Source organism: Hydrogenophaga palleronii (assembly GCF_031457455.1).
Classification (GTDB): Bacteria; Pseudomonadota; Gammaproteobacteria; order Burkholderiales; family Burkholderiaceae_C; genus Hydrogenophaga; species Hydrogenophaga palleronii_A.
In genome coordinates this window covers 408845-422822 of sequence record NZ_JAVDWU010000003.1, presented here as the reverse complement: position 1 = coordinate 422822, position 13978 = coordinate 408845, and the positions used below count along the sequence as shown (strand labels likewise).

At 67.3% G+C, this 13978-nt stretch carries 13 protein-coding genes; all 13 read left to right on the top strand.

Features of this window, described 5'->3' with window-relative positions:
• Positions 1 to 3: 3 nt before the first annotated feature.
• Positions 4 to 444, top strand: a complete 441-nt coding sequence (locus J2W49_RS09550) for a hypothetical protein (protein ID WP_310314885.1) — start codon at positions 4 to 6, stop codon at positions 442 to 444.
• A gap of 98 nt (positions 445 to 542) precedes the next feature.
• A complete protein-coding gene (locus J2W49_RS09545; RefSeq protein ID WP_310314882.1) occupies positions 543 to 818 on the top strand; it encodes a hypothetical protein in 276 nt (91 codons plus the stop codon).
• Positions 819 to 909: 91 nt separating this feature from the next.
• Positions 910 to 1680 (top strand): hypothetical protein, encoded by a 771-nt coding sequence (locus tag J2W49_RS09540; RefSeq protein WP_310314878.1) that lies wholly within the window; start codon positions 910 to 912, stop codon positions 1678 to 1680.
• 103 nt (positions 1681 to 1783) lie between these two features.
• Positions 1784 to 2260, top strand: coding sequence for an HrpB1 family type III secretion system apparatus protein (locus J2W49_RS09535; protein ID WP_310314875.1), 477 nt, complete (start codon positions 1784 to 1786; stop codon positions 2258 to 2260).
• 33 nt (positions 2261 to 2293) lie between these two features.
• Positions 2294 to 2680, top strand: coding sequence for a hypothetical protein (locus J2W49_RS09530; RefSeq protein WP_310314872.1), 387 nt, complete (start codon positions 2294 to 2296; stop codon positions 2678 to 2680).
• 52 nt (positions 2681 to 2732) lie between these two features.
• Positions 2733 to 3527, top strand: coding sequence for a type III secretion system inner membrane ring lipoprotein SctJ (gene sctJ, locus J2W49_RS09525; RefSeq protein ID WP_310314871.1), 795 nt, complete (start codon positions 2733 to 2735; stop codon positions 3525 to 3527).
• 10 nt (positions 3528 to 3537) lie between these two features.
• The gene (locus tag J2W49_RS09520; RefSeq protein ID WP_310314868.1) at positions 3538 to 4209 is read left to right on the top strand and encodes a type III secretion protein HrpB4; all 672 of its coding nucleotides are present in this window, start codon (positions 3538 to 3540) and stop codon (positions 4207 to 4209) included.
• Entirely contained in the window at positions 4203 to 4919 is a 717-nt protein-coding gene (gene sctL, locus J2W49_RS09515; protein WP_310314866.1) for a type III secretion system stator protein SctL, read from the top strand. The genes J2W49_RS09520 and sctL overlap by 7 nt, the downstream gene beginning before the upstream one ends.
• 133 nt (positions 4920 to 5052) lie before the next feature.
• Positions 5053 to 6054 carry a hypothetical protein gene (locus tag J2W49_RS09510; RefSeq protein WP_310314863.1) on the top strand — a complete coding sequence of 334 codons (1002 nt, stop codon included), beginning with the start codon at positions 5053 to 5055 and terminating at the stop codon, positions 6052 to 6054.
• The gene (locus J2W49_RS09505) at positions 6051 to 8111 is read left to right on the top strand and encodes a hypothetical protein (RefSeq protein ID WP_310314859.1); all 2061 of its coding nucleotides are present in this window, start codon (positions 6051 to 6053) and stop codon (positions 8109 to 8111) included. Before J2W49_RS09510 ends, J2W49_RS09505 begins: the two co-directional genes overlap by 4 nt.
• Before the next feature lie 105 nt (positions 8112 to 8216).
• Entirely contained in the window at positions 8217 to 9539 is a 1323-nt protein-coding gene (sctN, locus tag J2W49_RS09500; RefSeq protein ID WP_310314856.1) for a type III secretion system ATPase SctN, read from the top strand.
• 160 nt (positions 9540 to 9699) lie between these two features.
• Positions 9700 to 10938, top strand: coding sequence for a hypothetical protein (locus tag J2W49_RS09495; protein ID WP_310314853.1), 1239 nt, complete (start codon positions 9700 to 9702; stop codon positions 10936 to 10938).
• Positions 10939 to 11472: 534 nt separating this feature from the next.
• Positions 11473 to 13893: a hypothetical protein gene (locus J2W49_RS09490; protein WP_310314850.1), complete on the top strand. Its 2421-nt coding sequence runs from the start codon at positions 11473 to 11475 to the stop codon at positions 13891 to 13893.
• Positions 13894 to 13978: the final 85 nt, after the last annotated feature.

The window sequence follows — 13978 nt, the reverse complement described above, 5'->3', positions numbered from 1 at the left end:
CACATGTACAACGCTTACACCCAGCACGCCTTCGACGTCACCCCTTCCGGGGTGCCCGGCAGTGGCTATCCCGAGGTCTACCGCCGTCTGATGACGGTCGGGCTCTTGGGCGCGATCTACCGCCGCATGGAAGACGCCGACGTGGTCAACACCGCCGTGGAAGCGACGCTCGACGACCCCGCCTTCTACCGCATGTGCCGTGCCATTGCGGTGGGCATGGGTGGCGAAGTGGGCTATGCCCGCGAGCAACTGGGCAACCACGTCGAGCAGAACCCCGATGACGACAACGCCAAGGTCGCGATGGCCGTCTCGCTGATGTTGGGCGGCGATGCCGAATGGAAGTCCTGGCTCGACAACGTGATGGCCACCAGCACCGAGCAAAGCGCACGTGAAGCCGCCAACGGCGTGCTGACTTTCCTGTCGGCACTGCGACAAGCGAATTGAGTTTTTTTCGGGGTGCCCGATGGTCGGGTATTCCAAACAACCCGCCACCAATCCCGGTGGTATTTAAACGCGGGCAACCGCACAACTAGGAGAGCACTATGTCCATTTCTAACGTTCCTTCCAGCGGCGCCGGCAACGTCGGCATGAGTTCCGGCCTGAACATGCTGCAAAACGGCGGAGCCCAGCTCAGCGCCGCAGGCACGCAAGCCGCGTCCAAAGACGGCACCGACATGATGGCCCAGATCCAGCAAACGGCTGCCATGCAGATGAAGTTCCAGACGGAAATGGGCCTCATCCAGATGATCGTCAAGATGAACGAAGCGCTGGCCAAGATGTTCAAGGCCATCGGCGAAGCCATCAAGGGTCTGGCCTGATCAACATCCCCTCCAGGCGGGCGGACAGGCTTCGCCAGAAGGGGCTCCTGCTATCCATTCATTCATTCTTTTTCTCTTTCTAGGAATCATCATGTCAATCTCTGCTGTCTCCAGCCAGTCTGCTGCCTTCAATACCGCCAACAACTCTCCGGCGATGAACGCCATTTCGACGGGGCTGGATGTCGCGTCGCAAATGACGCAACTGATGAACGCCCTGCTGATGAACCTGCTGCGCTCTGCCCAGCAAGCCAATCAGGGCATGGGCGGCCAGGGTGCTGGCCCTTCGCAAGCCCCTGGCATGGGCGGTTTGGGTGGCGCGGGCGGCCTGGGCGCCGCCGGTGGCTTGGGTGGTGCGGGCGGTGCGGGCGGCCTGGGTGGCTTGCTGGCGAGCTTTGCCGAATTGCTGCAATCCCTGACCCCGCTGCTGAAAGCGCTGAGCAACGGCGCCATGGGCGCCAACGGCCCTGCCACGTCGCTGGCCGGCCAGTTCCCCGGCGGTGGCATGGGCGTGGGGCCTCAGCTGGGCGGCCTGGGTGCCAACCCCCTGGCTAACGCCGGTAGCCAGATCGGTTCCGCCGTCGGTGGGGCCCTTGGTGGTGCACAGGGTGCGCAAGTGGGTGCGGCTGTGGGTGGGGCAGCAGGCACGGTGCTGAGCGCCGCCGCTGGCACGCCCGCCACCGCAACACCCACCACCGGCATGGGCACGAACACCGTCAACACCTCGGCCGTGCTGGGCAACATGACCGCTGAGGCCGCGCGCCAGTGGGCACTGGCCAACGGTGGCGGCAACATGACCGCCAAGGACGTGAATCAAGGCATGGAGCTGTACAGCATCTTCAACACCGGTGCGAACAAGTTCTGAAAACGTCTGTGCAAGGCATACAGCGCAGGCGCTGTATGCCTGTCCTCAGCGGAACGTGTTCCGTTGAGGACAGGCAATTTCCCTCCCAATTGGAGACCGTACGATGAATCCGTTCTTTACCCGCAAGCCCTTCATCGCTGCACAGATCGAAGTGATCAGCTGCGCCATCACACACAACCGTCTGGACGATGCCGAAGCCGTGCTGGCCGGGGTGCGTGTGCTGCGGCCGCGTCTGGCCGAACTCGACACGTTCGAAGCCTGGATCGCGATCAAGCGCGGCCATTGGCAGGATGCGATTCGAACCCTGCACAAGCTCGATGCGTCGACGCAGAGCTGGAGCCTGGGCAAGGCCTTGATGGCCTTCTGCCAATTCGCCGTGGGCGATGCCGCCTGGAGCATCAGCGCCAACGAAGTGCTGGAAGGCGAATCGACGGCGGAGGCGCGCGGTCTGGTGAGGTTGCTCATGGGCCCCGGCGCCGATGAGCTGGACGCGGACACCGAAGCCTCCACCGCAACGGCCACCGGGTTTTCGGATTACGACCCACGCTCATTGCACCACGCTGCCTTCCTGAGAGCCTGATCGACCCATCCCGTTAAACCCAAGGAGTCGTCCGTGACCGTATCAGCCATTGACGGTGTTTCTGCCTCGCAGGTTCTGGAGCAGGCCACCAGCCGGCCTGAAGCTTTGAACGACTTGGCAGACCGCTTCAGCCGCATGATGCAACAGCAGCCTGCCGCCCCTGTGCCCAACGAAACCGAAGCGGGGTCGCGCTCGATGGTCTCGCATTTCATCGAATCACAAGAAGGGGTGATGCGCCAGACCTTCGACAAGGTGCGCGCGTTTTCGCTGGAGGCTCCCGCCATGAACCCGAGCGAACTGGCCTCGCGCCAGATGGAGTTGACCTACCAGCTCGCCATGGTGCAGGTGCAATTCAATGCCGGTGTCTACGTCTCGCAAAGCAGCAAGAGCGGCCTGCAAACGCTGATGAAGAACCAGTGAGGGGCCACGGGTGGCCTGACTGGCGCACGCGCCCCCGACATGGAGGAACGACATGAACATTCGAGACGGCATTCTCCGTTTGCTGCACTTGGCGTTGGCTGTGTGCATGGCCTGCATTCTCGCCGCTTGCAAAACCGACCTCTACACCAAGCAGACCGAGGCCGATGCCAACAGCATGGTCGCGGCATTGCTGGAAAACGGGACTCCCGCGACGAAGAAAACACCCGATGGCGGCAAGAGCTGGAGCGTCATGGTCGAGAAAGAAGATGTGGCCCGTGCGCTTGCCGTGCTGAAGGCCCACGGTTTGCCACAGGAAAAACACGTCAACCTGGGCGATATGTTCAAGAAAGAAGGGCTGATTTCAACGCCCACGGAAGAGCGTGTGCGCTTCATCCACGGCGTGTCGCAGGAGCTTTCGGCCACGCTGGCGCAGATCGATGGCGTGATCACCGCGCGCGTGCACATCGTGTTGCCCAACAACGACCCGTTGGCACCCGAAGCCAAGCCCTCCAGTGCATCGGTCTTCGTGAAATACCGACCACAAGCCAACCTCACCGCCTTGACACCCGCCATCAAGAACATGGTGGCGCGCAGCATCGAGGGGCTGTCCTACGCCAATGTGTCGGTCACGCTGGTGCCGGGCTCGATGGTGGCGCAGGCGCCACCGCCAGAATCCACTTTCGCCTGGGGTTGGGTCGGGTTGGCTGCGCTGATGCTGCTGGTCGCGGGCATCGGCTGGGTGGTGTGGCGTCGCCCCGACTGGCTGCCCCCCGGGCTGGCCAAGCGGCTGCCCAAGCAAGCTGGCGTGCCGGAGGTTCCGGCCACGGGCACGGTGGTGGCTTCGTGAGGTGGCACAGATGAGCACCCGTGCTGCCGTCGTGGCGCACCCAGCGACTGAACGCCCGGAGCCATGGCACATGGCGCAACTCGCGCTGGCCTTTGAGCGGCGGCTGCAGCATCTGCCTGAGGGCGCAGACCCCAGTTGGCCGGCATGGGCCGCGGTGCGCCCGACCCTTGCTCGGCTGACCCCTGGCGCGGCCCGAAGGCGTGTCATGGCGTCGCTGTTTTCCCGTCATTGCGGACCGTTGCCCGACGTGCGGGCATTGGCCACGCCCGCCGGACGGCTGGCCTTGCTGGACAGACTGTCCCTGCTCTCGCGCTTGTGCGCCCTGGCCCTGTTGAGTCGACCCGGGGTGATGCGCTGCTGCGTCGAACGTCGCACCCGTCAATCGATCGAAGCGGCGCTGGGCCCCGCCATGGGCGCATTGCGTGCGTCGGCGCACGAAGGATCGGTGGTGCCGGCGCATGTGGCCGCGTGGATGCCCATCCAGTGGGCTTGCGTGGGCTATGCGGACGTGTGCCGTGCGGGCGCATGGCCGCATCTGGGCCTGCGTCGGCTGGTGCGCCTGGCCCTGCCGGCGCGGTGGCCGGTGCCGCTGAGCGGGCGCGATGTGCCGATCACACATGTGCCCACGCACGAGGCCCTTCGGCAGGTGCACGCACTGTTTGACGGAGATGACGCATGGTGATCTGGTTGCATGGCAGCACGGGCGATGCGGGCGTGGAAGACGGCATCGTGCCGGCCGCCTTCGTCGGGGAGGTGACGGTGTTCGATCAGCTTCGGCGCGTGCTGGACGATCGGCGCGACCAGATCCTGCAAACGGCACAAGCCGAGGCGCAGGTATTGCTTCAACAGGTCCGGCAGGAGGCCGCGCAGATACGCGAGCAGGCCCGCATCGAGGCCGAGCGGGTCCATCAGGAGGCGTATGAAGCTGGGCGCCGCCAGGCCGCGCTCGAGTGGCACGAGCAGCAGACCGGCCAGGTGATCGACAAGGCACAGATGTTGAGCAACATGCACGAAAAACTCGCCACCATCGTGACCGCAGCGGTTGAGCGCATCGTGCACACCGAGCAACGTGAGGCGCTCTACCAGCGCGCGCTCCGCAGCGTGCAGGGGCTGGCCCAGGGCGCTTCCACCCTGGCGTTGCGGGTGAATGCCGCCGATTACGAGCATGCGCGAGCGGCCATCGATTCGCTCAAGGAGCTGCAGGCACAGGGCCTGCGCATCGAGGTGTCCGTGGACCCGGCGCTCAAGCCGGGAGGTTGCGTGTTCGAGTCCGAGGTCGGCATTCTGGATGCGAGCCTGCAAACACAGCTCGATGGGCTGCGTGCCGCGATGGACCGCGCCGTGCGCAGGGCGCTCACCGATGCCGACGCGCCGGGCGAAGAGGCGGCTTGACGCGGACGCCGCAGCGCGAGTTTTCGCCCAGTGGGTCGTCGCTTCGGGAATCCATCCTCGCGAACCGGCGGTGGTCATAGCCTTGACTTGTCGGAGCCGATGCGGGCTCCAGGAACCAGGATCACGAGCCGACATGACCTCCATCCATACCCCTCAGGTGCGCGACGAAACGTCCCCTCCCGGCGACAACGACCCCACGGCCTTCTGGCTCCATGACACTGCCCTCGAACTGGGGGCCGAAGCCGCCGTGGCGCAGGAATTCGCCCGCACCGGCCAGCTCCGGCTGAACGACGTGCTGCTGTGCGTGCAGCCGCGCAGCGACGAACCGGACGACTGGCTGGCGCTCGCGCGCATCGAGCGGCCCCTTGGCGTGGATCACGAGCGCTGGTGCCAGGTGCTGCTGGACGCCAACGGTTCGCTGATGCTGCTGGCGCCCTGGACCTTCACGATCGACGACGAAGGGGCTGCGCTGCTGGTGCTGCGCGTGCCGCCTTCCCACTTCGGCGATGCGGTCATGCTGTGCGGCAGCCTCTTCGGCCTGCTCTGCACGGCCGAAGGGTTGGTCCAGGGCCTGGTCGAGCCGCAGGCTGCTGCATCGCCGCCTGCCGGCGCGACGGCGGGTGCCCGGTCCACCGCGAATGAGGACGCGGCAGCCATCGGCGCGGCGATCAAGGCCTCGATGGCGCAGCCGGCCTTCACGGCCCCGATGCAGGCGCTGGTGCGCCATGCCGTGAAGGCGCTGGGCGGTGACGAAGCCGCGCAGCGGCAAGTGATCGAGCAGTGTTCGCTGCGCGTCGGGCCGGTCGACATCGCCGTGGTGGCCGACATCGAAGGCCACGCGCTGGTGCTCTCGGCCGACTTCGGGCCGGACGCCATCACCGGCGCGAGGGATGCAGCGGCCGTGCTGGCCGGCAACCTTGACCTGCTGGGCCTGGCCGGCTTGGCGATGGGCCGGCTGGCCGGGCGCGTGATGCTCCTGGGACGTTGGGACGTGGACGAGGCGCCGGACGATGGCGAGGAGCGGGCGGCGCTGTTCGCGGCCTGGCTCATCGACTTTGCCGAACTGTCGCAGGCCATCGGCGCCGCTGCCACGGCCGGTCGTCGTCATTCTTTTGTCGGCAGGAGGTCCATATGAGCATCCAGGGCATTTCGAGCCGCACCCCTGCGGCGCAGCCGCAAGCGCCGGCCGGCAGCACGCCCGGCGAGCAGCCCGGTTCGTCGGGCCAGCTGCCGTCTTCAGGCACGGGGCTGGCCCCCATGGCCAGCCAGGCCCCCGACACCGCGATCCGCCCTCGCGCCGCGTTGCCGTCGTCGCCATCGCCGGCCTCGCCCAGCGGCGGCGATTCGCCGATGCTGCAGCGGACTTATGACCACACCCCGACCTATTCGCCGGTCAACCCATCCGGGCAGCACGTCTTGCAGATCGATGCGCCGCAGCAAGGGCAGGCCACGCAGCCCGCCGGCCGGTTGTCGCGGCTCACGGGGGCCATCGCGCAGGCGGGCAGCACGCTGCGGCAGCGCGCCGGCCATGCCGCCAGCCTGACGCGCCAGGGTGCCAGTGCCGTCTACGGCCAGGTCAGCCAGGGCGCCAGTGCCGCTTACGGCCAGGCGAGCCAGGGCGCCAAGCTGGCCGGCGGTTTGGTCAAGCAAGGCGCGACTGGTGCCTTAACCGCCACAGGTCGCGGCGCGGCGCTGACCGGTCAGGATCTGCTCAAGGCCTTGGGACCCATTCCACACGCCGTGGGCATCGCGGGCGCACACCTGATGCAGCAGGCCGTCACCTGCGGCATCCCCACCTTCGCGCGGGAGATGGCCTTCATCGGTTTGACGATGAAGCTGGCCGAGAACCCCGGCGCTGCGGCCGGCGTGCAGGCGGCGATGACGGCCATCAACGTGGCGGGCCATGTGATCCGGCATCGCCGCATGGACCGCAATCCCGAAGCGGCGGCCCGCGGCTTCCACGGCATGACGAAGCCCCAATGGGACGCCACGCCGCCCGATCAGCAGGCCGCCATGATGGAGCGCCAGCAGCGCAACTCGCGCTGGGTGACGCAGATGCACGCTGCCGCGATGGTGGTGAACACCGGTGCGATGATCGGCGGGCTGGCCCAGCCGGGCAACGAGAACGCTCGGCTGTTCATGGCCACCCAGGCGGCCAGCGACGTGCGCAACCTGATCTATGCGGCGCTGCGCGAGACGGGGCAGGCCAGCCTCAGCATGGTGGGCCTGCAGGCGCCCAACGCTTCCGGCGGCGTGAACGACCAGCGCATGAGCACCTCGGCATTCGCCTACACGGTGGCCCAGGCGGCGGGCTCCTACGGAGCCGACGCCATTGTCAGCCATGCGCGGCCCGATATCCGCGCCAGCGGCGGCATCATCCGGACTGCCGCCGCCGAGCTGGCGAGCGGCCCGGCCTTGTTCAAGATGGCTGCGGTCGTGGCCAGCGTGCGGGCCGTCGCCAACACGCTGGGCGAGGTGCTGGACGCCGGCATGGCCAAACACCACGAAGCGAGCCAGGCCGGCGGTCGGCAGGTGTTTTCGCCCGGCATGCCCGGCGCGAATCAGTACGCCCAGAAGAAACGCGAACTGATGGCCGCCAGTGAGGGCAATGTGTCGGCGCTGCAACTGGCCCAGCTGCGCGTGCAGACCTTCCGTGAAAACGTCGACATCTCGCGCCTGCTCGACCACTCGCCCGCTCGCATGGCCTGGAACGGCACTGCCGCCACGGCGGCCGACCTCGCATCGCTGATGGCGCCGTCCAACCTGCGCACCGCGCTGTCGAGCTTTGGCGTGGCGATGATGTTCGGCGCGAGCTACAAGCCCGTGAACCAGACCTACCAGGCCCATGCCGCCGTGCGCAGCCAGGTGCGTGTCGACGCGCAGGCCCAGGCATTGGCAGACCAGGGCGTGCCAAGGACCCGCCTGGACCGCACCTGGCTGTCGCGGCTGGAGGTGGTGCCGGGGTCGCCGCCGCCGTCGCGGGAGTCGTCGCTCCAGGACCGCCCGGATCGCATGCCCGACCGCGAGCCGGACCTCGCCGGCGGGCCGTCGTTGCGCCACTTGGTGGCCGGCAAGCAGCCGGCCATCGACTCCGACAGGTTCAAAGGCAGCTTCAGCTTCGCCGCCGAGAGCAGCAGCGCCGCCCAGGCTCGCGCGCAGACGCTCCAGGAGGCGCTGGACAAGAACGTCTGACGTCCGGCTGGACCTGCCTTTCGCGACGTGGGACGGGGCTTCGGTCAAACGGCTGCCGTGCAAGCCGCCCGGCCGTAGGCTCCAGGTCCACGGAGACAACACCACATGAGCGACATCCACCAATTTGCCCAACTCATGGAAGCCGAACTGGCGTCGGCTTCCATGGTGGGCCGCATCGGCAAGGTCACCGAAGTGATCGGCACGCTCATGCGTGTGAGCGGACTCGGTGCCCGCCTGGGCGAGCTGTGCGAAGTGATCGACGAAGACGGCGCCGTGCTGCAAACCGCCGAGGTGGTGGGCTTCTCCGGAGGGCGCAGCATTCTCTCGCCGTTCGGCTCCATCCTCGGGGTGCGGGGCGGCACGCGCGTGATGGGGCTGGGGCAGGTGCTGTCGGTGCCGGTGGGTGATGCGCTGCTGGGCCGCGTGATCGACAGCCTGGGGCGGCCCATCGATGGCAAGGGTCCGGTGAAGGCCTCCGAGCACCGGCCCGTGTTCGCGCTGCCGCCCACGCCGATGGAGCGGGAGATGATCGAGCGCCCGCTGCCCACCGGCGTGAAGATCATCGACGGTCTCATCACGCTCGGCGAGGGCCAGCGCATGGGCATCTTCGCGCCGGCAGGTGTCGGCAAGTCCACGCTGATGGGCATGCTGGCGCGGGGCACGCAGTGCGACATCAGCGTGATCGCGCTGATCGGCGAACGCGGGCGCGAGGTGCGTGAGTTCATCGAAATCATCATGGGCGAAGAGGGCATGGCACGCTCCGTCGTGGTGTGCGCCACCTCCGACCGCTCGTCCAGCGAACGCGCCAAGGCCGCCCACGTGGCCACCGCCGTGGCCGAGTACTACCGCGACCAGGGCCTGAAGGTCTTGCTGATGATGGACTCGCTGACACGCTTTGCGCGTGCCCAGCGCGAGATCGGCCTTGCCGCCGGCGAGCCGCCGGCGCGGCGCGGCTTCCCTCCGTCGGTGTTCGCCGAAATACCGCGCCTGCTGGAGCGTGCGGGCATGGGTGCCAAGGGTTCGATCACGGCCTTGTACACGGTGCTGTACGAGGACGAGAGCGGCAACGACCCCATTTCCGAAGAGGTGCGAGGCATTCTGGACGGCCACATGATCCTGTCGCGCAAGATCGCTGCCCGCAACCAGTACCCGGCCATCGATGTGCTGGGCAGCCTGTCGCGCGTCATGTCGCAGATCGTGCCGGGGACCCATCAATCCGCCGCCGGAAAGCTGCGAAAGCTCATGGCCAAGTTCGATGAGATCGAGCCCTTGATGCAGATGGGCGAATACAAACCCGGCAACGATGCGCTGGCCGACGAGGCGGTGCAGAAGCAGCCGCAGATCCGCGACTTCCTCTGCCAGTCCACCGATGATCTCTGGCACTTTGACCGCTCGCTGCAGTCGTTGCTGCAAGTGGCCGGCGCGTGAGGAGGAATCCGCCATGGGAACCTGCTGCTCCAAACCCTCCGTCGTGGAGAGCCCGGCCGTGCCGGCCCTCACTATTCCGGTATCGGTGGGGCCGCCACCCGCTGCGGATCCGGCACGCCGGTTCTCCACGCCACTGCCATCGCCACCGCCGCTCCCGCCCTTGCCCTCGGCCGCGTTGCGCATGGGCGCCTCGCTGGCGCCGCGCCAGCGTCCCCCGCATCGCCACGAAACGGGCACGCCCGCTGCGCAAGTCGCTGCGGCACGCGCGCAAGGGCAGCGCGAACAGCTGGCGCCGGCCGAGGTGTCTGTTGCTGCTTATCTGCTGGCGCGCACCGCGACCGGCCGCACGGTGGACGACCGCGGGACGGTCCGTTCGCTCGTCGACGGCCAGCAGGCGGTCGACGCGGGCGTGAGCGCGCTTCCTCTCGGGCGTGGCAATGTCCATGCGGATCTGCGGGCGAGCGCGGGCGAGGCCTATGTTGCGGTGCAGGTGCAGCGCGATGCCACGGCCTTCCTCGGCCGGTCCATGGACTTCTCGCCGCCTGACGATGCCGCCATCGCCAGCCGGGGCATCAACAAGAACATGGCCTTGCTCCGGCAGTGCTGGCCGGCCGATTTCGGCGAGAAGCTGCGCGAGCACTTTCCTTCGGAGGCCGCGGCAGAACAGGCGAAGGATTTCCTGGCCAAGGTGGTTGCCGCGCGCTACTACGGCGCTGGCAACTGCGGCGAGCATGCGCGGGTGGTGGCCGATGCCCGTGCCGCCGCGGACGAGCCGCCTGCCATGACCCGGATCGCCAAATCGGACTACATGGACCATGCCTGGGCGGAGTCGATCGGCAGTGACGCCCGTCTGCGCAACGACGACGTGATCATGGACGGCTGGATGCGCACCGTCGCCCACCTGCGCGAAGACTCGTACACCGGCTTCGTGGCCAACGAGACGCGGTGGCAATTCGACGCGCAGCAGGCGCGCTGGCTGGCCACGGTGGCCGACCATGCGCTGCAGGGCCTTGCCAACCACGACGCCCTGCGGTCCTTGACCCGTGCCAGCGAGGGCGTCTGGCGCGAAAAATCCGAGAGCGAAGACGTGAGTCAGGCGGCCTACGGCAGGGTGCCGCCCAACCTGCGGGGCGATTTCCTCGGCGAAGCGCGACGCCGCACCACCAGCTGGCCCGAACAGTCGCTGTTCATCGAGCTGGCCGGCGCCGTGCGCTCGATGGGAAAGCCGGTCGCGTTGGCGACAAGCCTCGAGGTCGCGGGGCCGGTGCTGCAGGCCTTCGATCAACTGCTCAACCAACCCACCTACGGCATCGTGGGGCCTGACGTACGCCGGGCCGTCGAGCCGGAGCCGCCAGCGGCGCCATCCCGCTCCGATCCGGCTCCGACCGCAGAGCGGTGAACGCGCCGCATGGACAGCGCCGTTCACTGCCCCATTTGCAGAAGCTCAAGAATCATGGGAACCGTATGCTTTGGTGGCAGCCGTCGCACTTCATATCCGACGACCTTTCCCGAGGCGCTTTCCGCCCGGTCGTCGCCGGATTCTTTCAACGCGCTATCCCGAAGCACCAGACCCGAAGGCCTGGAAGCGCGAAGCAGCATGCACATCGTTTACGACACGCATCCGCTGTGCGAGAGGGGGTGACAAATACGCGCCAAGCCCGGTGCTCAACGCTTGAGCGGGCCGCAGACGGTAGGGTCGGCTTGCGGCGGTGCGATCCGTTCGCGCCAGTTCCTCTCAGCTTCGCGCGCCGCCTTCCGCGATGCGGCGCGTCATCGTTTCTAAGATGATCGGAAGTCCATGGTCAAAGGTGTGAGCACGCCTATCCGAAGCCCGGCTTCGCCAGTCGAGCAAGAGGCGTCATCGTCTCGCGTGCCGAGGGTGGCGCCGCAGCCATCGGCAGTGGTCGAGGCCGCCTCGGCATTGGGACGCCGGATGCCGGTGATACCCGGCGACGTGGCTGGCCAGACGGCGGGCCCGCCCCGGAGATCGCTGGCGGATCTTCTGGCGAGCGCCACCGGCACCAGTCGGGTGCCGGCCCGCGAGCTCTTGCAGGGGGACGTCACGCCGCTCGGCCTGACAGCCCAGGCACCCGTTGCCGCGCCCACATCCAGACCGTCTGCCGCGCCGTTGGCAAGCGGTGCATTGACAGCCCGGGGCGTCTATCGGCTGCTCACGGCGGAACATGGCAAGTCGGTCAGCGAGCTCGGGCTGCCCGCCCGGGCGGCCATGTATCGCAATCCGTCGCAATGGATCGCGAAAACCCTGCATAGGCCGCTGTCGAAGATGCCGGACTACCCCGAATGGCGCGATCGCCTCCAGTCGCTCGTGGTCGAGCGAGGGCTGTTCTCGGGACGGCTGCCGGATCCGCCCGCTAAGCTGCGCGACAAGATCACCGCGTCACGACTGGCCGAGGTTCTGGGCCAGATCTTGCAACGCCGGGCAACGACTCCCGACCGAGGCGGCCCCGATCTGCGCGGCGCAGTGATGACGAGTACGGTGAGGAGTTGGTTGCGAGTCGATGGAGGTCCCAGCAAGCCGCTCAAAGCATACGCAGGACTGCCGGATGCACCGGAAGTGGGGCCTCGGCTTGCACAACTCTGGGCTTCACTCGGCCACACGGATGCAGCGAACGGCCTGCGTGACGAGATGCAGGCCACCGCGCAACCGACGCGATGGGACGCCCGTGGAATCGCGGACGCCCTGCGCTTGCTGGCGGCCGATCCGACGCGAAGCTGGGCATCCTTGGCAATGGAGCTCGGGACTTCTACCATGACGCTGACCCTCGACTGCAACCGGGATGGGTCGCTCAAACGCCCCGGCCACCTCCCGAGCCTGCCGGGTTACGCCCTGCACGTCGAGTCGATCCGAGCTTCGCTTCGGTCACTGAATCACGCTGAGCAGGCCGAAGCCTTGCCTGAACCGCCGCGCATGCTCGTGAGCCAGCTCTTGAACCAGGGACATGAGCAAACCCAGCCTCTGATCGGGGCTGCCAGGCTGCTGCGTGCCGATCCGTCGATGACGATGGCGGCTGCGGCGCGCGCCATGAAGGCCCCCATGCCGCTGCTGGAGATGCTGCTCGACGAGCGCGGAGAAGTTCGAACGCGGCAAAACATCGCCCGCCATCTGAGTGGCCTGGATCCCGGCGCCACCCTGCGACTGGACCGTTGGCTCGCAGGGCTGGACGCGAAGGTCCGGGATGCAGGGTCTGCCGCGACAGCGGCCGAGTCGTCGTTGAAGGCGCTCCACCTCGGGAAACGCCGCATCGGCCCTGACCGGGTGCTTGTCGTGGACGCGAAAACGATCGACCCTGGCGCCACGGCACCCCGTCGGCTGGCGACGATCTATGCCCAGAACCCTGACTTGATTCGACCACCGCGCTCGTTCGACGCCGATCGCCAGCGCCAACCGCTGCGTTGGCTGAGCACCTTGCTGCAGCAGCAGTTCCCGCAGGGCACAGAAGTCCAGTGCTACTACGAGCCGCAGCGGCGCAACATCATCGTCTCGTCGAATGTCAGCCGCATCAACGACCAGCTGGAGTCATTTCTGAAGAGTGGCAGCCTAGAGCCATTCCTGTCGGACTCGGGTCGGCCCGAGGCGACGACCGCTCCGACCGAGCGGCAGCAGCGCCACGTGCAGAAACTCGCGACGCGCATGGACCCGGCTTCCGACCCGCATCCCGGCACGCCGGCCGAGGACATCCTGGCGGCCATCGCCGAACGCCGATTCGCGGTGCCGATTCGCAACTATCGATCCAAGGGCAATGCGGTCGAACTGCATGCCGAGCGGCGCATTGCGGACCATCTCGCACAGGAAGCGCTGGCACCGCTGGACACGAGCCGGCTCGCAGGAACCATGCGTCCATGCGGAGTATGCGCAGACGAGATCGGCGCAGGCCCCGAGGTTCATCGAGGTCCCGTGTGGCTGTCCAGGGCGGCAACGTTTGGCGTCGACGCCCACGATCTGCTCGCGCGCAACATCCGCGAAGGGGTTGCCACTTCGGTCAGTCGCACACGCGGAGGTCAAGTGACCTTCGACCACGACACCGACAGCGATTCCGATCTCGATGGCGCCACCGCAAGGCGGGCGGCAGGTGTGCTGGGCAAGCGCAAGGCAGACGACTCGCGCATCGAAGAGCCGGGTACCTCGTCCGCCCCCCTGGCGGCGGCTCGGGTTGGCCCGCCGCCGCGTCTGCAGAGCGTTGCACCTCCATCCGACGATGTCCTGGGCGAGCTCACCCGACACCTCGACGCCTCGAACTGGCCTTCATCGCCGGAATCGCCGACCTGGAAACCGGTGGCGGACGAACATGACTCACCAGTTCATGTTGAAGGGCGCCCGCATTCTCTTGGTTGATGACGCCGCGATCTGCCGCCAAGTGGTGCTCGAGCTGCTGAGCGGCGAAGGCATCGACGTTCAAGCGCGACCGCCGACGTTTCAA